The sequence below is a fragment of the Streptococcus mitis NCTC 12261 genome (assembly GCF_000148585.2).
GTDB lineage: Bacteria > Bacillota > Bacilli > Lactobacillales > Streptococcaceae > Streptococcus > Streptococcus mitis.
The window spans coordinates 318,841-337,283 of sequence record NZ_CP028414.1 but is presented as its reverse complement, the minus strand read 5'-3'; the positions used below and the strand labels follow the sequence as shown (position 1 = coordinate 337,283).

At 40.2% G+C, this 18,443-nt stretch carries 20 protein-coding genes; 3 read left to right on the top strand and 17 right to left on the bottom strand.

Annotated features, from left to right (window positions below; all coding sequences use genetic code 11):
• Positions 1–1,244: 1,244 nt before the first annotated feature.
• Positions 1,245–2,594, bottom strand: a complete 1,350-nt coding sequence (locus tag SM12261_RS01775; protein WP_000409121.1) for a sensor histidine kinase — start codon at positions 2,592–2,594, stop codon at positions 1,245–1,247.
• Positions 2,595–2,598: 4 nt separating this feature from the next.
• Entirely contained in the window at positions 2,599–3,345 is a 747-nt protein-coding gene (locus SM12261_RS01770) for a response regulator transcription factor (protein ID WP_001219140.1), read from the bottom strand.
• A gap of 295 nt (positions 3,346–3,640) precedes the next feature.
• Between SM12261_RS01770 and SM12261_RS01765 the strand changes: the two genes are divergently transcribed.
• Positions 3,641–3,970 carry a hypothetical protein gene (locus SM12261_RS01765; RefSeq protein WP_000132585.1) on the top strand — a complete coding sequence of 110 codons (330 nt, stop codon included), beginning with the start codon at positions 3,641–3,643 and terminating at the stop codon, positions 3,968–3,970.
• Between the two features lie 61 nt (positions 3,971–4,031).
• Here SM12261_RS01765 and SM12261_RS01760 read toward each other — a convergent pair whose 3' ends face one another.
• Together SM12261_RS01760 and SM12261_RS01755 are read right to left on the bottom strand one after the other, a co-directional pair.
• Positions 4,032–5,081, bottom strand: coding sequence for an ABC transporter permease (locus SM12261_RS01760; RefSeq protein WP_000653760.1), 1,050 nt, complete (start codon positions 5,079–5,081; stop codon positions 4,032–4,034).
• On the bottom strand, positions 5,078–5,809 hold the full coding sequence (locus SM12261_RS01755; protein WP_000889948.1) for an ABC transporter ATP-binding protein: 732 nt from the start codon (positions 5,807–5,809) through the stop codon (positions 5,078–5,080). The genes SM12261_RS01760 and SM12261_RS01755 overlap by 4 nt, the downstream gene beginning before the upstream one ends.
• A gap of 67 nt (positions 5,810–5,876) precedes the next feature.
• On the opposite strand from SM12261_RS01755, the gene SM12261_RS01750 reads away from it, so the two are divergent.
• Positions 5,877–6,287 (top strand): HIT family protein, encoded by a 411-nt coding sequence (locus SM12261_RS01750; RefSeq protein ID WP_001278319.1) that lies wholly within the window; start codon positions 5,877–5,879, stop codon positions 6,285–6,287.
• A gap of 9 nt (positions 6,288–6,296) precedes the next feature.
• Positions 6,297–6,584: a hypothetical protein gene (locus SM12261_RS01745; protein WP_000777752.1), complete on the top strand. Its 288-nt coding sequence runs from the start codon at positions 6,297–6,299 to the stop codon at positions 6,582–6,584.
• Positions 6,585–6,864: 280 nt separating this feature from the next.
• On the opposite strand, the gene dnaJ is transcribed toward SM12261_RS01745, so the two are convergent.
• The 13 genes from dnaJ to SM12261_RS01675 all read right to left on the bottom strand — a co-directional run bounded on the left by dnaJ (position 6,865) and on the right by SM12261_RS01675 (position 18,376).
• Complete coding sequence (gene dnaJ / locus SM12261_RS01740; RefSeq protein ID WP_001066310.1) at positions 6,865–8,001, bottom strand: molecular chaperone DnaJ; 1,137 nt, start codon at positions 7,999–8,001, stop codon at positions 6,865–6,867.
• A gap of 198 nt (positions 8,002–8,199) precedes the next feature.
• The gene (locus tag SM12261_RS01735) at positions 8,200–8,832 is read right to left on the bottom strand and encodes a DJ-1/PfpI family protein (RefSeq protein ID WP_000756346.1); all 633 of its coding nucleotides are present in this window, start codon (positions 8,830–8,832) and stop codon (positions 8,200–8,202) included.
• A 79-nt stretch (positions 8,833–8,911) separates the two neighbouring features.
• A complete protein-coding gene (locus SM12261_RS01730) occupies positions 8,912–9,313 on the bottom strand; it encodes a hypothetical protein (RefSeq protein ID WP_000114425.1) in 402 nt (133 codons plus the stop codon).
• Between the two features lies 1 nt (position 9,314).
• A complete protein-coding gene (gene dnaK / locus SM12261_RS01725) occupies positions 9,315–11,138 on the bottom strand; it encodes a molecular chaperone DnaK (protein WP_000034661.1) in 1,824 nt (607 codons plus the stop codon).
• A 252-nt stretch (positions 11,139–11,390) separates the two neighbouring features.
• Entirely contained in the window at positions 11,391–11,915 is a 525-nt protein-coding gene (grpE, locus tag SM12261_RS01715; RefSeq protein WP_000046038.1) for a nucleotide exchange factor GrpE, read from the bottom strand.
• Between the two features lie 26 nt (positions 11,916–11,941).
• Positions 11,942–12,976, bottom strand: coding sequence for a heat-inducible transcriptional repressor HrcA (hrcA, locus tag SM12261_RS01710; RefSeq protein WP_000255759.1), 1,035 nt, complete (start codon positions 12,974–12,976; stop codon positions 11,942–11,944).
• A 160-nt stretch (positions 12,977–13,136) separates the two neighbouring features.
• Complete coding sequence (locus SM12261_RS01705; RefSeq protein WP_000837547.1) at positions 13,137–13,649, bottom strand: DUF2812 domain-containing protein; 513 nt, start codon at positions 13,647–13,649, stop codon at positions 13,137–13,139.
• Between the two features lie 34 nt (positions 13,650–13,683).
• A complete protein-coding gene (locus SM12261_RS09710) occupies positions 13,684–14,259 on the bottom strand; it encodes a DUF2812 domain-containing protein (RefSeq protein WP_004238824.1) in 576 nt (191 codons plus the stop codon).
• Positions 14,259–14,579, bottom strand: coding sequence for a PadR family transcriptional regulator (locus SM12261_RS01695; protein WP_000423971.1), 321 nt, complete (start codon positions 14,577–14,579; stop codon positions 14,259–14,261). Before SM12261_RS01695 ends, SM12261_RS09710 begins: the two co-directional genes overlap by 1 nt.
• Before the next feature lie 122 nt (positions 14,580–14,701).
• The gene (gene glnA / locus SM12261_RS01690; protein ID WP_001122889.1) at positions 14,702–16,048 is read right to left on the bottom strand and encodes a type I glutamate--ammonia ligase; all 1,347 of its coding nucleotides are present in this window, start codon (positions 16,046–16,048) and stop codon (positions 14,702–14,704) included.
• Between the two features lie 36 nt (positions 16,049–16,084).
• Positions 16,085–16,441 (bottom strand): transcriptional repressor GlnR, encoded by a 357-nt coding sequence (gene glnR, locus SM12261_RS01685; protein WP_000659547.1) that lies wholly within the window; start codon positions 16,439–16,441, stop codon positions 16,085–16,087.
• A gap of 76 nt (positions 16,442–16,517) precedes the next feature.
• Positions 16,518–17,045, bottom strand: a complete 528-nt coding sequence (locus tag SM12261_RS01680) for an FUSC family protein (RefSeq protein WP_000119915.1) — start codon at positions 17,043–17,045, stop codon at positions 16,518–16,520.
• A 134-nt stretch (positions 17,046–17,179) separates the two neighbouring features.
• Positions 17,180–18,376, bottom strand: coding sequence for a phosphoglycerate kinase (locus SM12261_RS01675; protein ID WP_001096741.1), 1,197 nt, complete (start codon positions 18,374–18,376; stop codon positions 17,180–17,182).
• Positions 18,377–18,443 lie beyond the last annotated feature (67 nt).

Here is an 18,443-nt window from a genome sequence, read left to right as displayed (position 1 = left end):
GTATAAAATAGATGATACCAAGTACTCTCCCTAAGCGGATAAAGAAGGATAGACATGATCAGATATAGAACGAAAATAATCAGTATTTTTTTCTTCATAAAATTTCCTCCTAAATGTATGCTTTATCTTAGTTGAGCTACAACCTTTACACTGCTAGTATAGCACTCATTTTATCTTTGGAACACTCAAATCATAAATGGTCATCAAAACATCTTGAATTGTAAAAAATTAAAAAAGCAAGCATGAAAAACATACTTGCCCTTTACACCATATTGATACCAACTTAATTTGTAGATTTTTTATCCTGCTATCACATATCATTTTGACAGGCGAAACAATATTAAAGAAACTCCTCTGTAGATTAAACTAGCGATAAAAATCTCTTTATCTAATTAGATCTATCTTTATTCTTCTTTGGAGATTTTAAAAATTTTTCCCTAATTAAAGAAGTAATAAAAGAAACAAACATACCAACAACAAAAACAATAAGAAAACTTTTGAAATCCATAATTACCTCCAAGTACAGCTCCTCTACATGCAGGCTTAAGCCGTTAAGCAACCATAATAGACAATTGTAACATTGTTTTTGCATTCACGAGGAATACCTCTTTTTACTTTCGTCCTATTACAACCTTAATAAGGTTAGTATACTACTATTTTTTAACATTTTCCATCCAAATCACAAATGGTCATCAAAACATCTCGAATTGTAAGAAATTTAAAAAAGCAAGCATGAAAAACATACTTGCCCTATGGAAATTTAACAATGTAAAAATACATCGAAAGCTATTCACCCTTACTTCCGTCTGTTATGATAGATTCTCATGATCGCAACCAGGATACAGGCTGTCCCACCTGCCAAAACCAGGAGGGTAATGATAATGTTGAGGATTTCAGGCGTCCTCTCTATTCTGTTGACAAGACGGACTAAAGACAATACTGTCAATAAGAGTAGAGCTACTGACTCTGTCCCAATTAAAGAAGTCAGTCGGTTCTCAACCGCATATAAAAAGGACGGTAACATAACACAGGCTATAGCAATCACAAACAGATTGCTCCCCGTTTCTTCCCCCTTGTTCACCACGGAAATCATGAGAAGATTCGATGCTATGATCAACGTAGAACAGACGATAAAATAGGATTTCTTATTCATTTAATATACCTCGTATACTATGGTAAAAATCAAACTGGATAAAGACAAAACTTATCTGTTAGCTTCTCCCAATTCTTTTTTCACAAATCTTCTAATTATCAACTGACATCGAGTGAACCGTTAAAACCTGACGAAAGACTTGATTTTGACAGGTAGTATTTAGACTGGTATTGGGATGGCTTTCCACAATTTTCATAACGGTATAGAGACCAACACCTCTCTCCTCCCCTTTTGAACTTGCTCCAAAGGAGAAGATTTCAGAAATATCGATGCCCTCTTCTTTGATGGAGTTTTCAATGATAAAGGTCTCTTGTTCTCCATTTTTTAAAAAGGCAATTGAAACGTGAGGTTGACTGGCCTCTACACTGGCTTCAATGGCATTGTCACAAAGAATAGACACAATGGTTAGAAAGTCAAGCAAGCTCATTCCCTCAACTTGAATCTCCTCAGGAACTTCGACATTAAAGACAATCTTCTTATCTCTGGCTTTTAGAAATTTTCCCGCGAGGAGACTTTTGAGGGCACGGTCCCGAATATTCACCAATCTGCCCAGGTCATATTTGTTGTCCTGCAATTTTTCACTAGAATCCTTTAAGACCGAGTCGTAGACCTCTTTTATCTGCTCCATATCCTCCTCTTCAATGCCCAGACGTAAACTGGTCAAAAGGTTGGTGTAGTCATGGCGAAAACTCCGGACTTCCTTGTAAAGTTCCTCTATATGCCGACTATACCGCTCCATATCTCTGTAGCGCAAGGCCTTCTCTTTGTCCAATCTCTCATGAAGTTTGTCCTTCAAATAGGTATCTAGCTTCTTGACAATCCCCATAAAAAAGAGTAGGTAAAACACTAGAATAAAATGGCGAACAGTCTTTGATTGGATAACTTGTTCATATTCAAAGAAAGACAAAGTTTCCATGACTAGAAAGTAAGCCCCCATTATCCAGTTAATCGTAGTCAGGGATTTTTGAAAATCTTTATCTATACTCTCCCTTCTCAAGCTAGTGAAATCATAGTCTAACCATCTCAAAAAGGCTAGAGAAATGAAGAAATTGAAAATTATTATACATAACCAAGTAAATGAGTAGTCATTATATAGTTGCCCTTGCTCTAAAAACGGAAGCAAAAAATAGGAAACACCTCTATAAAAGAGATTTACCAATATCATTGGAAAGAGACCATAAAAGATAAGGAGTTTTTTAGGAAGCCCTCTAAACAATAAGAAAGATAAGCCGATACCGTACAATGGTTCCGTAAAATAAGATAGGTAATCATTTCCTACTATATAGTTAATTGTTACAAAAACAAATGCCAACAGTATCTTAAAAAGAAAGGCCTTAAAAATCCTCTCAAAAGTGAGACCAATTCCATCTACCTTAAAAAATATAAACAACTCCAATCCAGATACCAAAAATGTATAAACTATTTTCCAAACTATTTCCATTCCATCACCTCACTAAGTGTAAGTTATTGATAGCCTCAGACACTTCCCTGACCTTATAACGCGCGATCAGGCAACTTCTCCCATTGGGGAAGAAAAGGAGTTTTTCTTTCTTATCCAAATGTATCACATTGGCAGGATTGATGAGAAAAGAGCGATGGCACTGCAGGAGACGAGGCTCCTGCTTGAGAATCTCCTCTAAACTCGCTGTAAATTCCAGTCTGTCCGTCTTGGTATAGAGAATAACACGATGGGCTCTGGGCGACGTTTCGAGATAGTAAATCTCTTTAAAAGGATACTGGAATTGGGCAAATTTTGATTTAAAGTAAAAGCAATCTTCCGCTAGACTCTTACTATCTTGACTATTGGCATAGAGGAGGGCTGTCTCGATCCGAGATTCAAACTCCTCTGCTGACAAAGCCTTATCAATGTAGTCCAAAGCAGACACTTGGTAGCGAAAGGACAGGGGCATAAACTCCGAGTGAGTCGTCACAAAGACAATCAGGGCATAAGGATCCCGATCCCGAATCTTTCTAGCCACTTCCAGACCCTTCATCTCCTCATTTCGAATCTCAATATCCAAAAAGAATAGCTGATGCGCCCCCTTCTCATGCACCTCTGCCAGCAGTTGGTCTGCTTTCCCAAAGACTTCAAAAGAGCTAGGAGTGATATGATGTTCTTTCAAGAGTTTCTCAATCGTCGTTTCAATCCTAGTCTGTTGGGAAAAATCATCTTCTAAAACAAATATTCTCATCTTCTTACTCTCCTTGTTTCGATTTCTTCCTAAAAAGAGAATAGCAAAAATACTTTGATACAAGCCCACCAAATCCTAAACAGGCCTTTAACGCTCCTGAAGGGTATCTTGTTCCTCAAATAAGCATGATAATCTTACAACTATTTTATCATAAAATCTTAACAGTATCATTCAGGAAATTTCAAGGGCAATTAAAGATTTTATGGTGAAAAAGGAGATAAAAGTGATAGACTAACAGTATCAAAACACAGTTGCTAGAATCAAAACTAGCACCTAGATTAAAGGAGGAATTCTCATGACAGATACAGACCCTATCAAAAGAGCTCAGACTTTGATTACTGACTTAAACAAAGCCTATCAAGCATGCAAACAGGCAACCGCTGACGACGTCCGCTTTCAGGAGCAATTAAACTCTATTCTTGGTTTTCTAGCCAAGGCTGAAACAGTGGATAATCGAGTCTTGATTGAACTGGAAAAATTTTACCAGACTTCCAGTCTTCTCATGGGACTCAGCGCTCTTGATCCAGATGCTCCAACTCGCGCCGCTTGGCGGGCCTATGACCGCTTCCACTTTGACCAAGTCAAGACCAAGTTAAGTCTCTACGGTCCAACCATTCTCTTGTAGAAAATAAAAGAAGCTGAGACAAACTGAACTCAACTTCTTTTTTAGTGTCATATAGACAATGTTAGTCCTGCATCTGACGTTTGACCTGATAAGGTAGGTACAAGACTAGTAAAACCAAACCAGCTCCCAGTAAGGCTAGAAGGGCTAGTTTTTCTTGGAAGGTAATCAACCCAACAACTAATTCCACTACTAAGACCAAACTGGTCAATCCTCGGACTACCGCCTGCAAGCCTTTTTCCTTTTGCCCCTTGTCCAGTGGAAAGAGTTGGGTCAAATACTGGTAGTCAAAGGCATGATAGAGGGCCAGCAACTGGAAGAGCAAGAGGTAGTTAAAGAGAACCACCACTGCTGTCGCTATCCAAGCTTGCTCGATAAAGACCTGCGCCAGCAAGGAAAGTAGGAGCAGACGGAGACTGAGGGCAAAGAGGTCTCCATTTCGCAGATAAGAACGCAGATAGAGATTTTGCCAAATCTTCCCAGGCACCTTCTGAACAACCTTTAGGATAAAGTCCAGATAGGCACGACGCTTAATGCTGTTTGAAATTCCCTTGACCTGCGTAAAGAGAGCAAAGAAACGAAGCAAGACTTGCTTACGCTTGCTTTCTTGGGAAATGACATAGTCCCAGTCCAGTCCAGTTTCAGTGAAAAATTTGCTGGCTTTTTGACGAAAGAGCAGATATTTCCCTACCCCCAATAGGAGCACATAGACCAGAAAAACTGGCAAGCCAGAACCCATTGCCAAAAATAAGGGCGCAAATAAAAGCAAGAAAAGGGTTTGTACAAAGAGCCAAAAGACTAGGGAAGTGGCAATTTGACGCTTTAGATGGAGCTTGATTTCCTCTTCTCCGACCAAGAGAAAGAGCTTGTCTGGTGCCTCCATATAAGTGACAATCCCACCCCAAAGCAAAAGTAAAATAGATGTAATCCCTACAAACAAAAGGATAGGCCAATGATTTTCAGGAAAATGTTGTAAGAGTTGACTGTACTGGTAGGCTAGAAATCCCAGCAGGACAAGCAGGAACAAGACAAAGTGATCATTGAGAACATAGCGCAGATAACCAAGACACTCCTTACGAAAAGCCTGCTTTCTCTTTAAAAACAAGTCTTTCATAACTCCTCCTCTTTGGTCAGAGCCAAGTAAATATCATTCAAACTAGCCTCAGGCATGTTAAAGGCTTCGCGGAGTTGCTGGAGGTTCCCATGAGCACGCACCTCCCCCTTGTGGAGAATGACAAAGGCATCACACATCTTCTCCGCCGAATCCAGAACGTGGGTACTCATGAGAATGGACTTGCCCTTTTGCTTTTCCACTTTCAAAAGCTGAATCAAGTCCGCAATCGCCAGCGGATCAAGACCAAGGAAAGGCTCATCCACGATAAAGAGACTTGGATCCACCACAAAAGCACAGATAATCATAACCTTCTGCTTCATCCCTTTTGAAAAATGAACAGGGAACCAGTCTAATTTCTGGTCCAGACGAAACATTTTTAACAAGGGTTCTACTCGTTCAAAAGCCACTTTTTGCTCGATACCATAAGCCATAGCAACCGTTTCGATATGCTCTCTGAGGGTTAATTCCTCATACAGACTGGGTGTCTCAGGAATGTAACCAATCTGTTTGCGGTAGTTGGTCGCATCTTCTTGCAGGGTCAAGCCATTGATATTGATAGATCCGCTATAAGGTGTCAACAGACCGATAATTTCATTGATGGTCGTCGATTTCCCAGCACCATTGAGACCGATCAAACCGACTAACTGCCCACTTTCAACTGTAAAGGACACATCTTTCAAGACAGGGACATGGACATAGCCACCTGTCAGGTTTTTAATTTCTAACATATTTTCTCCAAATCTGGTATAATGTAGCTATATTATATCAAAATTCAATACAGTAGAGGTAGATTTTATGTCAGATTGCATTTTTTGTAAAATCATCGCAGGGGAAATTCCTGCATCAAAAGTATATGAAGATGAGCAGGTTCTTGCCTTTCTTGATATCTCTCAAGTGACACCAGGACACACCTTGGTCGTGCCAAAGGAACACTATCGCAATCTTTTAGAAATGGATGCTACTAGCGCCAGCCAACTCTTTGCCCAAGTACCAAAAGTAGCTCAAAAAGTCATGAAAGCTACCAAGGCTGCTGGTATGAATATCATTGCCAACTGTGAAGAAATCGGTGGTCAAACAGTCTTTCATACCCACGTTCATCTCGTGCCTCGCTACAGTGCGGACGATGACCTCAAGATTGATTTTATCGCCCACGAACCAGACTTTGACAAACTTGCTCAAGTCGCTGAAACTATCAAAAACGCCTAAGGAGTTGCCATGAAATTATCCAACCTACTGCTATTTGCAGGAGCTGCAGCCGGAAGTTATCTGGTCACAAAAAATCGCCAAACCATCACAGATGAAGTCTTGAATACCACTGACCGTGTTCAAGCTATCAAGGATGATGTGGATATTATCCAAAATAGCCTGCAAATCATCGACCAGCAAAAAGAACTCATCAAGGAATATCAAGAAGACCTAACTTACAAGTTTAAGGTCTTGGAAAAAGATATCCAGACTAGACTAGCTGTGATAAAAGAACTGCAGGAAACTGAAGATAAGTAAAAAGAGCCCGACGGCTCTTTTTTAAAAGGTAAACAAGTTATATCCCATTAATTATACATCATAATTTAGGCAACTCATTCACCATTTCACAACTAAATCCAAGACTTTCCGACGGAATGAAAACATCTGAAACAGCTTGCTTTCAGATGTTCGGAAACTTTGAGACCTAGGCTCAAAGTTTAGGTATGGAACTTCGAAGAAGGTCGCTACCGTCCGTCATTACTTAAGGAAAGTCTTAAAAAATCTATAAACAAAAAAGAGCCCAACGGCTCTTTTTGTTTTATTCTCCTTCAAAGGCATCTTTAATATGGTCAAAGAAGCCTTTTTTCTTTGGATTGACTTTTAAATCACCAGCAGCTGCGAATTCTTTAAGCGCTGCTTTTTGGCGTTCGTTCAAACCTGTCGGTGTTACGACATTAACGGTAACATATTGGTCACCAACTGCACCACCACGAAGGCTCGGAGCTCCTTTTCCACGTAGACGGAATTTCTTACCAGTCTGAGTTCCCTCTGGGATAACCAATTCAACATCACCGTGAACCGTTGGGATATCAACTGTATCACCAAGAGCTGCTTGGACAAAGTTAAGGTTCAGATTATAGAAGATAGTGGTTCCTTCACGTTCAAACTTATCGCTGGCTTCCACAGAAACCACTACATACAAGTCACCATAAGGTCCACCGTTAAATCCAGCTTCACCTTGGCCTGCTAGGCGAATTTGTTGACCAGTTTCCACACCAGCAGGGATTTTTACATGTACACTATGGGCTTGTTTTTCATGACCTGTTCCGTGACAAGTGGTACATGGATCTTTGATTTCTTTTCCGCGACCATGACAGACGTCACAGGTTACTTGGCGACGCATCATACCAAGCGGAGTCTGCGTATCGACGTTAATAACACCAGCGCCATGACAGCGTCCACAAGTGACTGGACTTGTTCCTGGTTTAGCGCCTGAGCCATTACATGTACTACAGCTTGCTTCACGATTGTACTTAACCTCTTTTTCAGCTCCAAAAATAGCTTCTTCAAAGGTCAAATTCACACGGTATTGGAGGTCATCCCCCTGACGAGGAGCATTTGGATTGCGCGAAGCACCGCCTCCGCCGAAGAAACTTGAGAAAATATCCTCAAAACCACCGAAGCCTCCTGCCCCATCGAAACCGCCGAAACCACCAGCTCCACCAAAACCACCGTTGGCTCCAGCAGCACCGTATTGGTCATAGGCAGCACGTTTTTGGTCGTCACTCAAAGTCTCATAAGCTTCCTGAACTTCCTTGTACTTTTCCTCAGCACCAGGCTCCTTATTGATATCTGGGTGATATTTTTTCGAAAGCTTACGATAAGCCTTTTTGATCTCGTCTGCCGAAGCGTTTTTTGACACCCCCAGACGATCATAAAATTCAGTATTGTTCATACAAGATACCAAGACCGTAAAATTCGACTGAAAAATAGGAAATCTGACGCTGGAGCGATGCTCCTAGGCAGATTTATCTTTTTTCCGAGAATTTAGGTCGGGTTCAATTCCTTTCTTTTATATTGAGTAATAAATTTGGGAACCCGTGTTCAATTCCCTGAACACCTTTGTTCCTTTCTATAATTTTCATGTAAATCTTTAGAGGCTGTTTTCTATACTCTGCTTCACTTGATTAAACTCTTCATCTGATAGAGTAAATATCAAATCCTCTTCAGCATACTCGTTCTGTTCTTTAAAATAGTTGTCCGTATTCTCTGCCAACCCTAAACCGAAAATCACTTTTCTTGCAAACTCTTGATGTGCAAAACCGATAGCCGTAATGATTTGTTTATCTTGGACAAGAACTTTCGGTTGAAAATTCTTACGTGGAAGAAATTCAAAATAATCAAAGAAGTTTTGCCAAATTCCACCTGTAAATTTCGTGTCGTTCAACAAGCCAGCTTTCGCTAGTAAAATGGGCGCTGAAGAAATGGCTGCAATTAGGATATCTTGCTCATTAAGACTTCTCAAAAACGAAATCAATTTCTCATCTTGTAGAGCAGGACCTATATTGACCATTCCTGGCAAAATTACACAAGAATAATCTTCTATACAGAGCTGATCCAATGTTTTCGTCGGTTGACAGGGCAAACCATCCTCAGAGACTACCATCGAATTCTCAGAAGCGACATAATCAATCGTGATATCAAAAGACAGAGCTAAAGTACTCGTTAAAGTGGTTATCTCATAAAGAGAAAAATTAGGATAAATGATACAAAGTACTTTTTTCATACGCAACATCCTCTATTTTATCGAAAAACAGAGGCTGGATTGCAACCTCTGTGGATGAGTGAAGTAACTTAAATCAAATTTATTTTGATTTTAAATATCCAATAAGCACACAAACATTTATATATTTTTGTCTCTTCTTAGTATTGGCTATAAAATTCCAATAGATTAGAAGGAAAACACAGACAACCCAAACCATGCCAATTATAAACGATATTATAAATTCTGGTTTTTGTATGGTTGCTGATACTAGTGCTGATACTAGCGCTGACAACAATACTGAAGTAACAAAATTCCTTACCGCCTCATCATTTTTAACACAACTTTCATGCTCAGCTAAAATAATTGCTTTATACCTAGCCAAATACACTACTGGAATATTATCTATAAAATCTTTTGCAGATTCATAACTATCAGCTTTATTACAAAAATCATTATAAACTTTTCGTGTATTTTTTAGATACTCTTCATCCAATACACTCATCTTACTTCTCCGTAAACTCTCCGTCTACGACGTCATCGCCTGCGTTTCCTGTTGCTTGCGCCCCTTCTGCTCCTGCTTGAGCTTGTTGCGCTGCTGCAGCTTGTTCGTAGAGTTTAACAGCAAGGCCTTGAGCTTTTTCGTTCAATGCTTCAAGTTTTGCTTTCATGTCGTCCAAGTTATTGTCTTCTTGCGCTTTCTTAAGGTCATCAAGGGCAGCTTGGGCAGCGTCACGTTCTGCGTCGAAGCCTTTGCCTTCAGTTTCCTTGATTGTCTTTTCAGTCGCAAAGATTGCTTGGTCTACTTCGTTACGAAGGTCAACTTCTTCCTTACGTTTCTTATCTGCTTCAGCGTTAGCTTCTGCATCTTTCATCATGCGGTCGATTTCTTCGTCAGTCAAACCTGAGTTTGATTGGATCACAATAGTTTGTTCTTTTTGAGTTCCAAGATCTTTGGCCTTAACAGACACGATACCATTCTTGTCGATGTCGAAAGTTACTTCGATTTGAGGAATTCCACGAGGTGCAGCTGGAATATCTGTCAATTGGAAGCGTCCAAGAGTCTTGTTATCTGCTGCCATTGGGCGTTCACCTTGAAGAACGTGGATATCAACGGCTGGTTGGTTGTCTGCTGCAGTTGAGAAGACTTGTGATTTAGATGTTGGAATAGTAGTGTTGCGATCGATAAGTTTTGTAAATACTCCACCCATTGTTTCGATACCAAGTGACAATGGTGTTACGTCAAGAAGGACAACGTCTTTAACATCACCAGTAATCACACCACCTTGGATGGCAGCACCCATAGCAACTACTTCATCAGGGTTTACTGATTTGTTTGGTTCTTTACCAGTTTCAGCCTTAACAGCTTCAACAACGGCAGGGATACGAGTTGAACCACCAACAAGGATAACTTCGTCGATTTCTGACAAGCTCAAACCTGCATCAGAAAGGGCTTGACGAACTGGAACTTTTGTACGTTCTACAAGGTCACGAGTCAAATCGTCAAATTTTGCACGAGTCAAAGTCATTTCCAAGTGAAGAGGTCCAGCTTCACCAGCAGTGATAAATGGCAAGCTGATTTGAGTTGAAGTTACACCAGAAAGGTCTTTCTTAGCTTTTTCAGCTGCATCTTTCAAACGTTGCATTGCCATCTTGTCAGTAGACAAGTCAATACCGTTTTCTTTCTTGAATTCTGCTACCAAGTGGTCGATAATTTTTTGGTCAAAGTCATCACCACCGAGTTTGTTGTCCCCTGCAGTTGACAATACGTCGAAGACACCGTCACCCAATTCAAGGATAGAGACGTCGAATGTACCACCACCAAGGTCAAATACCAAGATTTTTTCTTCTTTGTCAGTCTTGTCCAAACCATAAGCAAGAGCTGCTGCAGTTGGTTCGTTGACGATACGTTCTACTTCAAGACCAGCGATTTTACCAGCGTCTTTTGTGGCTTGACGTTGAGCGTCGTTGAAGTAAGCAGGAACTGTGATAACTGCTTTGGTTACTTTTTCACCAAGGTAGTCTTCAGCATAACCTTTCAAGTATTGAAGAATCATAGCTGAGATTTCTTGTGGAGTGTATTCTTTTCCGTTAGCAGAAACTTTTTCAGAAGTTCCCATTTTAGATTTGATAGAGATAACTGTATCTGGATTTGTAACTGCTTGACGTTTTGCAGCATCACCAACGATGATTTCACCGTTTTTGAATGAGACTACAGATGGAGTTGTACGGTTTCCTTCTGGGTTTGCGATGATTTTGCTTTCAGTTCCTTCAAGAACTGCAACTGCTGAGTTTGTTGTACCTAAGTCAATACCGATAATTTTAGACATGTGTTTTTCTCCTTGTTAGTTAATTTTCTATTTTTTTATATTTCCCTTAAGTGGTGGGGACGTGAGCAACTCCCTACGGGATTTCATCACTTATTTTTGAGCCTATTGTCTCAAAAATCCCCTGTTTCAGTAGCTTTTGCTACTGAAACTTTCACCACGGTGGGAAATATCTTCCTTGCAAGCCTCCGGCTTGCCTCTTATCTTTCTTCATAGTTTATTGTCGTTTCGGACAAGGTTTTTAAGCGCTCTCTCCTAGTTGTAAACAACTACCATGGCTGGGCGTAGGATGCGGTCATGGAGTTTGTAGCCTTTTTGGAAAACTTGAGCGATGGTATCTGCTGGGTGTTCATCGTCTGCTGGAAGAGTTTGGATGGCCATATGATAGTTATGGTCAAATTCACCGTCAGCTGCGATTTCTTCGATTCCTTCTTCTTTCAAAGCGTGAATCAAGCTTTCTTGCACCATTTCCAAGCCCTTCTTCACATCATCTGTCAAACCTTCAACTGCGAGTGCACGCTCAAGGTTGTCCAAAGAAGGGAGAATCGCTTTTGCCAAGTCCTGGCTACGATAACGTTGCAAATTTTGACGCTCTTCATTGGCACGGCGTTGGATATTTTGCATTTCTGCATGAGCGCGAAGATATTTATTTTCGAACTCATCTGCACGTTCATTTGCCAAGTCCAATTCAGACTTCTCAGGAGTTGTTTCTTCTACCGTTTCCACAACTTCCTCTTCTTGAACTTCTTCTACTTCTTCATTTTTTATATCTTGGGCCATTTTCGCCTCCTTTAATGATTTCAATCTTAATGTACTTCGTAATGATTACTGCTGAGGTAGCGGTAAAAATCTGTCAACTTCATGGTCAAAACACGATTGACTACATTGACTTGGTTGATTAATTGCTGATAATCCAGATTAACTGGACCGATAATGGCTAGAATTCCAACTCCCCGATAAGGAATGAGGAACTTGCTACTAATCACCGCTAGGTCGGCTAGACAGGACTCTTGACTGTCTGCAACACGAACGTTTTGCATCTGATCTTCACGCAGACCCTCACGAATCTCCAGAGCCACCTTTTGCGGTTGGTCAAAGAACTGATAAGCTGCCAGATTGGCAAAATTCAAGAGATTGACTTTGCCCGCCACCACAATGTTTTCGTTGAACATTTCCTTAAAGATATGTTCAAAGAGATCGATAACATTGTCCGTTGTTGTAAAGTAACGCTGGATAATCTGCGGAATCTCCGTCCGAATCTTGTAGTGAATATCTAGAACGGTGTGGCCGAGGAAACGTTCCTGAATGATGCTCTTCAGCTTCAGCAAATCCTCCTGCAAAAAGTTCCTTGGAATCAGAAACTGACTGGTAACCGTTCGAGACTCGTCTAGGGTGAATACCGCCAAGGCTGTATGTTGCCCCAAAACAACGATATCAAAGGCTGTCAAACGTTGCCTGCTCGGCTCAACATCCAGTGCTACTACCGTACAGCCACTCAAGTCTGTCAGCAGGTTAGCAGCCTCTTGCAGAATATCCTCCAATTTGAAGAATTCCTGATCAAAGGCTTTGACAATCTCATATACCTCATTTTCAGCTAGTCGGTCAAAATCCAGTGAGTGTTTCACATAGTACTGAAAACCAGCAACACTTGGCATCCGACCACTTGAAGTATGGGCCTTCTCAAGCAACCCTTGCTTTTCTAGAGCCGCCATGTCATTACGAATGGTTGCACTGCTAGAGTTAATAGACTCTTGCAAGGCTTTGGATCCGACAGGTTCGTGCGTTTTGGTAAAGATGTCAATAATCAGATTTAAAATATCCTGCTGACGCTCTGTAACCACCTCATCACTCCTCTCTGTCTGATCGATTAGCACTCGATACACTCAAGTGCTAACTTATGATTCTATTATACACCCTTAAAAGAGAATGTCAAGACAAAAACTCAAAAAATTAGCACTCTTTTGCCAAGAGTGCTAAAAATCAGTCTAAAGACCTAGAACCTTACTGTTTATCTACTCGGTATGCCCTTTTAAGCCTTAAATAGCCATGAATTAAATAAGAAATCATAAAGGCATATAGAGCAAAAATGACAAAGAAAGATTGCGACAGTTCTTCTCGAAACAAACTCATACAAACAACAAGACCACCTAAGAAAGTAGCTGCACATGAACGAAATCTATATCGCATAACTTCCCATCTGAGCCCCTTACTCATATAGACTTGATCCTCTGGAAGTATATTAGAAGCCGGTTTACGAAAAATTGAATAAAAACCTCTTTCTATCAATTCCCAACCTCTATTTCTAAAATCTTGCAGTTCATGCTTATATTTTTTAAGAAATCTAGAATCATAGATACGGTAGATGACATCGTCTGGTTGACATTGGTCAAAATAGAAAAAACCAAAACGACTCGTTCTATACCTCCAACCTTTCAAGTGCATCTCATGTAAATATTCTTCTTTCTTATCCTCATCAAGAATCGTAAAAATCCGAAATTGTAGTTTGCTTTTCATCATCGCACCTCCAAATTAGAAAACATGCATGGTTTTATTTATCAGATAATTCTTTCCACTTTTGAAACAATCTCCAAAAAATATAAGACATCTGAATCGAATGAACTATCAATAAAACACCATCTATTATAACAATCAAAAACATTTCCCAACTGAAAGAACTACCTCCAGTGACAAACTTTGAGAAAACCGGTAGTAGAGCTAAAAAGAGAAGCAAAATAGGAAGCATCCGCCTCGTTAAAATCCGTTTGACCATAGCTAGCTTCCCGGCCGCGTCATTATAAATTTCAAACTCGGCATCCAACTCAATTCCAGAATGAAGCTTTCTAAAGTAGGAAAAACCATTAAAGTCTGTAATATGCTCCCATCCACAGTCTTTAAATAATTGTAAATAGGAGGCTCTCTCTGATTTTTTCATAGGATAAAAGTCCAACTGATAAGACACCTGCTCCGGTTGGCACTTTTCAAAAGTATACTTAACCGCAACTACTAAGTTAGAGTAGGTCACTTCCTTGAGTTTCCAGCCCTCAGCATGCATTTTTCTAAGATATAAAGCCTCTCTATCATAATCCGCAATGGTAGCAATTCTATAAACAACCTTCTTTTCCATCATCTTTCCTCCAGACTGTTTCTATAGAGCCGTTCAATACGTTTCAATTCAATATCTAAGACTTTTCTTCCCAAGTCTGTAATCTGATAGATTTTACGCTTCTCCTCTTCTCGGACAAAGGAAATCAAACCATCCTTTTCCATTTTTGACAAGGTTCCATACATAGTTCCAGGACTAATCGAAACTTGCAAATCTGTCATCTCCTTGACCTTTTGCGTAATACTGTACCCATGACCTTCCTTTTGCAGACAGAACAAGATATAAAAGCCCGTTTCCGTCATCGGAAGATAAACTCGACGAATCTTATCCGTTAATTCCATTTATAGCTACCTCCTATCCAGTTCGATATATCGCACTTCGTTATATAAAATATATCACACCTCGATATAAAATACAAGAAAAAAAGATTATCCTCACGGACAATCTTCCTTCTATATTAGTATTAGTAAAGGTCTAAATAATTATCAATTTCCCATTGTGAAACGAAGGTTGCATAACTTGCCCATTCGATTCGTTTGGCTTCAAGGAAACTAGTATAGATATGTTCTCCGAGAGCCGCTATGACAACTTCATCTTCTGTCAAAGCTTTCAAAGCGTTGTGAAGGGTTGATGGAAGGTCTGTAATACCAGCTTCCTTACGCTCTTCTGCTGTCATGATGTAGATATTTTCTTCGATAGGAGCTGGTGCTTCGATTTTGTTTTCAATACCATGTAAACCAACTTCCAAAAGAACAGCCATAGCGATGTAAGGGTTTGCCATTGGATCCACTGAACGCAACTCAAGACGGGTTCCCATACCACGTGAAGCAGGCACGCGCACAAGTGGCGAACGGTTACGACCAGCCCAAGCAATGTAAACAGGTGCTTCATAACCAGGAACCAAACGTTTGTATGAGTTAACTGTTGGGTTCATGATGGCAGTATAGTTGTAGGCATGCTTAATCAAACCGCCAAGGAAATGGTAGGCCGTTTCTGACAACTGCATTCCTTTTGGATCATTTGGATCAAAGAAGGCATTGTTTCCTTCTTCATCAAACAAGGACATATTACAGTGCATACCTGATCCAGCAATACCAAATTTTGGTTTAGCCATAAAGGTTGCGTAAAGCCCATGTTTGCGAGCAATGGTTTTAACAACAAGTTTAAAGATTTGAATCTTATCACAAGCACGGAGAACTTCATCGTACTTGAAGTCAATCTCATGCTGTCCAACCGCAACCTCGTGGTGACTCGCTTCTACTTCAAATCCCATTTTGGTCAAGACATTCACAATCTCACGACGTGTATTGTCCGCAAGGTCAGTAGGTGCCAAATCAAAGTAGCCACCCTTGTCATTTACTTCAAGTGTTGGATCCCCATTTTCATCCAGTTTAAATAGGAAGAATTCTGGTTCTGGCCCAAGGTTGAAGGACTTGAATCCTACTTCTTCCATGTGACGAAGAGCACGTTTCAAATTGCCACGAGGGTCTCCTGCAAATGGTTCACCTTCTGTTGTATAGACATCACAGATCAAACCTGCAACACTTCCATTTTCATCTCCCCAAGGGAAGACTGTCCATGTATCCAAGTCTGGGTACAAGTACATATCTGACTCATTGATACGTACAAAACCTTCAATAGAAGATCCATCAAACATAGCCTTGTTCGACAAGACTTTATCTAACTGTTCATCTGTAGCAGGAATTTCGACGTTTTTCATGGTTCCCAAAATATCTGAGAACATGAGACGAATAAAGGTAACATTTTTTTCCTTGACTTCACGACGAATATCTGCAGCTGTGATTGGCATGAGTTTTCTCCTTAATGTATGACTACTTGCGGTTGCCTAACCGCGACCAAAAGGTGACTGTACTGAAGCAAAGCGACCCTGTTGGAGGAGTTCATTATGAAGTGCACGACGCACCTCAGTCTGACTCACCGCTTTCTTGGATTTCGCTTCACGTTCAGCATATTTTTTCTTAATGGCAGCGATATTATAACCTTCGGAGATATAATCTTTGATTTCAAGCAGACGATCCATGTCATTCAAGGAATACATGCGACGGTTCCCTTCGTTTCGATCAGGCTTAATCAACTCTTGATCTTCATAATAACGAATCTGACGCGCCGATAGATCGGTCAACTTCATAACACTGCCGATAGGAAAAACAGCCATATTTCGGCGAAATTCTTTTTCCTTCATTTACAATTTCCTTCTTTCTGTCTATTATAGTCTAAAAAAAGACAAACGTCAATTGATAATGTTATAAAATGTAACATTATTTTTCTTTTTTCTCTAAAAAGAGCCGAATACGATCAATATCGTAATTTACGAGAATTGCGACAAAAACTCCCATGAAAGTTTCTGATACACGCGCAAATACGTACAAAATTGTCTCTCCACTCGGAATCGATAGGGTAATGATTAACATAGCTGCTACACCACCAATAACCCCTGCTTTGTTATTCATGGCTACGTTTGTCATAATGGTTAACATGGTGCAGATTGGAACAACTACCAAGGTCACCCAAAAGGCTTCGTGGAAAAAGGTATTTAATAAGAAGAAGACCAAAGCATAGAGGCCACCGATACTATTTCCTAAAATACGCGAAGTCCCAAAATGGACACTCTTATCAAAGCTCTCCCTCAGACTAAAAACCGCTGTCAAAGCACCGATTTGAAGACCTTTCCAGCCAAAAAAGCCAAAAATCAAGAGAACTAGAAAAACAGCAATACCTGTTTTAAAGGTTCGCATACCAAGTTTGAACTGGGATTTATCGAATTTATATTTTTTAAAATAACTCATAATCTCAACTTTCTATTTCCATTTTATCATAAATCGGTGATTTTTATGAGTAATAGTTGAGAGGAAGCGTTTTTATTTTAAGCAAAAGAAAAGAGGAACTTTCATTCCTCTCTTCTTTGATTGTTTATAAAATCTTATTTTTCTGTAAGTGCAGCCAAACCTGGCAATACTTTACCTTCGAGAAGTTCCATTGAAGCACCTCCGCCCGTACTAATCCATGAGAATTTGTCTGCACGTCCAAGGTTGATCGCTGCGGCAGCTGAGTCACCACCACCGATGATTGATTTAACGCCTAGTTGTTTCACGATAGCGTCCATCACACCGATTGTTCCAGCTTGGAAGTCTGGGTTTTCAAATACACCCATAGGTCCGTTCCATACAACTGTTTTCGCACCAGTCAAAGCTTCATCAAATTTAGCGATAGATTTTGGACCGATGTCAAGACCAAGGAAGCCTGGATCCACTGCTTCACCTTCAGTGTCTTTCACTTCAGTGTAACCAGCAAATGCGTTAGCTTCTTTTGAGTCAACTGGCAAGATCAATTTACCGTTTGCTTTTTCAAGAAGAGCTTTCGCAACATCCACTTTGTCTTCTTCTACAAGTGAGTTACCGATTTCGATACCTTGTGCTTTGTAGAATGTGTAAGTCATACCACCACCGATAAGAACTTTATCAGCTTTTTCAAGCAAGTTTTCGATAACACCGATCTTGTCTGAAACTTTTGAACCACCAAGGATAGCTACGAATGGACGTTCTGGAGCTTCAACTGCTTCTTGGATGTAGGCAATTTCGTTTTCAAGAAGGAAACCAGCAACTGCTTTTTCAACGTTTGCTGAGATACCAACGTTAGATGCGTGTGCACGGTGAGCTGTACCGAATGCATCGTTTACGAAGATACCATCTCCAAGTGATGCCCAGTATTTACCAAGTTCAGGATCGTTTTTAGATTCTTTCTTGCCGTCAACATCTTCGTAACGAGTGTTTTCAACCAAGAGAACTTGTCCATCTTCAAGAGCGTTGATAGCTGCTTCCAATTCAGCACCACGAGTTACACCTGGGAAAACAACGTCTTGGCCAAGTTTTGCTGCCAAGTCTGCTGCTACAGGAGCAAGTGATTTACCAGCTTTATCAGCTTCTTCTTTTACACGTCCAAGGTGAGAGAAAAGAATTGCACGTCCACCTTGTTCGATGATGTACTTAATAGTTGGAAGAGCTGCTGTGATACGGTTGTCGTTAGTGATTACGCCATCTTTCAATGGTACGTTGAAATCAACACGAACGAGGACTTTTTTACCTTTCAAGTCAACGTCTTTAACAGTAAGTTTTGCCATGTTACAAAAACCCCTTTATTTATTTTATTCGAAACTATTATATCACACTTTGGAAATATAAGGAAAG

What these genes read in the sequence shown, in the direction of transcription:
- SM12261_RS01735 (WP_000756346.1), bottom strand. Translation starts at nt 8,832, where the DNA reads ATGAAAAAAGTACTTTGTATCATTTATCCTAATTTTTCTCTTTATGAG.
- SM12261_RS01680 (WP_000119915.1), bottom strand. Translation starts at nt 17,045, where the DNA reads ATGAGTTATTTTAAAAAATATAAATTCGATAAATCCCAGTTCAAACTT.
- glnR (WP_000659547.1), bottom strand. Translation starts at nt 16,441, where the DNA reads ATGAAGGAAAAAGAATTTCGCCGAAATATGGCTGTTTTTCCTATCGGC.
- SM12261_RS01750 (WP_001278319.1), top strand. Translation starts at nt 5,877, where the DNA reads ATGTCAGATTGCATTTTTTGTAAAATCATCGCAGGGGAAATTCCTGCA.
- SM12261_RS01745 (WP_000777752.1), top strand. Translation starts at nt 6,297, where the DNA reads ATGAAATTATCCAACCTACTGCTATTTGCAGGAGCTGCAGCCGGAAGT.
- SM12261_RS01695 (WP_000423971.1), bottom strand. Translation starts at nt 14,579, where the DNA reads ATGGAATTAACGGATAAGATTCGTCGAGTTTATCTTCCGATGACGGAA.
- glnA (WP_001122889.1), bottom strand. Translation starts at nt 16,048, where the DNA reads ATGCCAATCACAGCTGCAGATATTCGTCGTGAAGTCAAGGAAAAAAAT.
- SM12261_RS01775 (WP_000409121.1), bottom strand. Translation starts at nt 2,594, where the DNA reads ATGGAAATAGTTTGGAAAATAGTTTATACATTTTTGGTATCTGGATTG.
- SM12261_RS01755 (WP_000889948.1), bottom strand. Translation starts at nt 5,809, where the DNA reads ATGTTAGAAATTAAAAACCTGACAGGTGGCTATGTCCATGTCCCTGTC.
- SM12261_RS01765 (WP_000132585.1), top strand. Translation starts at nt 3,641, where the DNA reads ATGACAGATACAGACCCTATCAAAAGAGCTCAGACTTTGATTACTGAC.
- SM12261_RS09710 (WP_004238824.1), bottom strand. Translation starts at nt 14,259, where the DNA reads ATGGAAAAGAAGGTTGTTTATAGAATTGCTACCATTGCGGATTATGAT.
- SM12261_RS01675 (WP_001096741.1), bottom strand. Translation starts at nt 18,376, where the DNA reads ATGGCAAAACTTACTGTTAAAGACGTTGACTTGAAAGGTAAAAAAGTC.
- SM12261_RS01760 (WP_000653760.1), bottom strand. Translation starts at nt 5,081, where the DNA reads ATGAAAGACTTGTTTTTAAAGAGAAAGCAGGCTTTTCGTAAGGAGTGT.
- SM12261_RS01705 (WP_000837547.1), bottom strand. Translation starts at nt 13,649, where the DNA reads ATGAAAAGCAAACTACAATTTCGGATTTTTACGATTCTTGATGAGGAT.
- grpE (WP_000046038.1), bottom strand. Translation starts at nt 11,915, where the DNA reads ATGGCCCAAGATATAAAAAATGAAGAAGTAGAAGAAGTTCAAGAAGAG.
- dnaK (WP_000034661.1), bottom strand. Translation starts at nt 11,138, where the DNA reads ATGTCTAAAATTATCGGTATTGACTTAGGTACAACAAACTCAGCAGTT.
- SM12261_RS01730 (WP_000114425.1), bottom strand. Translation starts at nt 9,313, where the DNA reads ATGAGTGTATTGGATGAAGAGTATCTAAAAAATACACGAAAAGTTTAT.
- SM12261_RS01770 (WP_001219140.1), bottom strand. Translation starts at nt 3,345, where the DNA reads ATGAGAATATTTGTTTTAGAAGATGATTTTTCCCAACAGACTAGGATT.
- dnaJ (WP_001066310.1), bottom strand. Translation starts at nt 8,001, where the DNA reads ATGAACAATACTGAATTTTATGATCGTCTGGGGGTGTCAAAAAACGCT.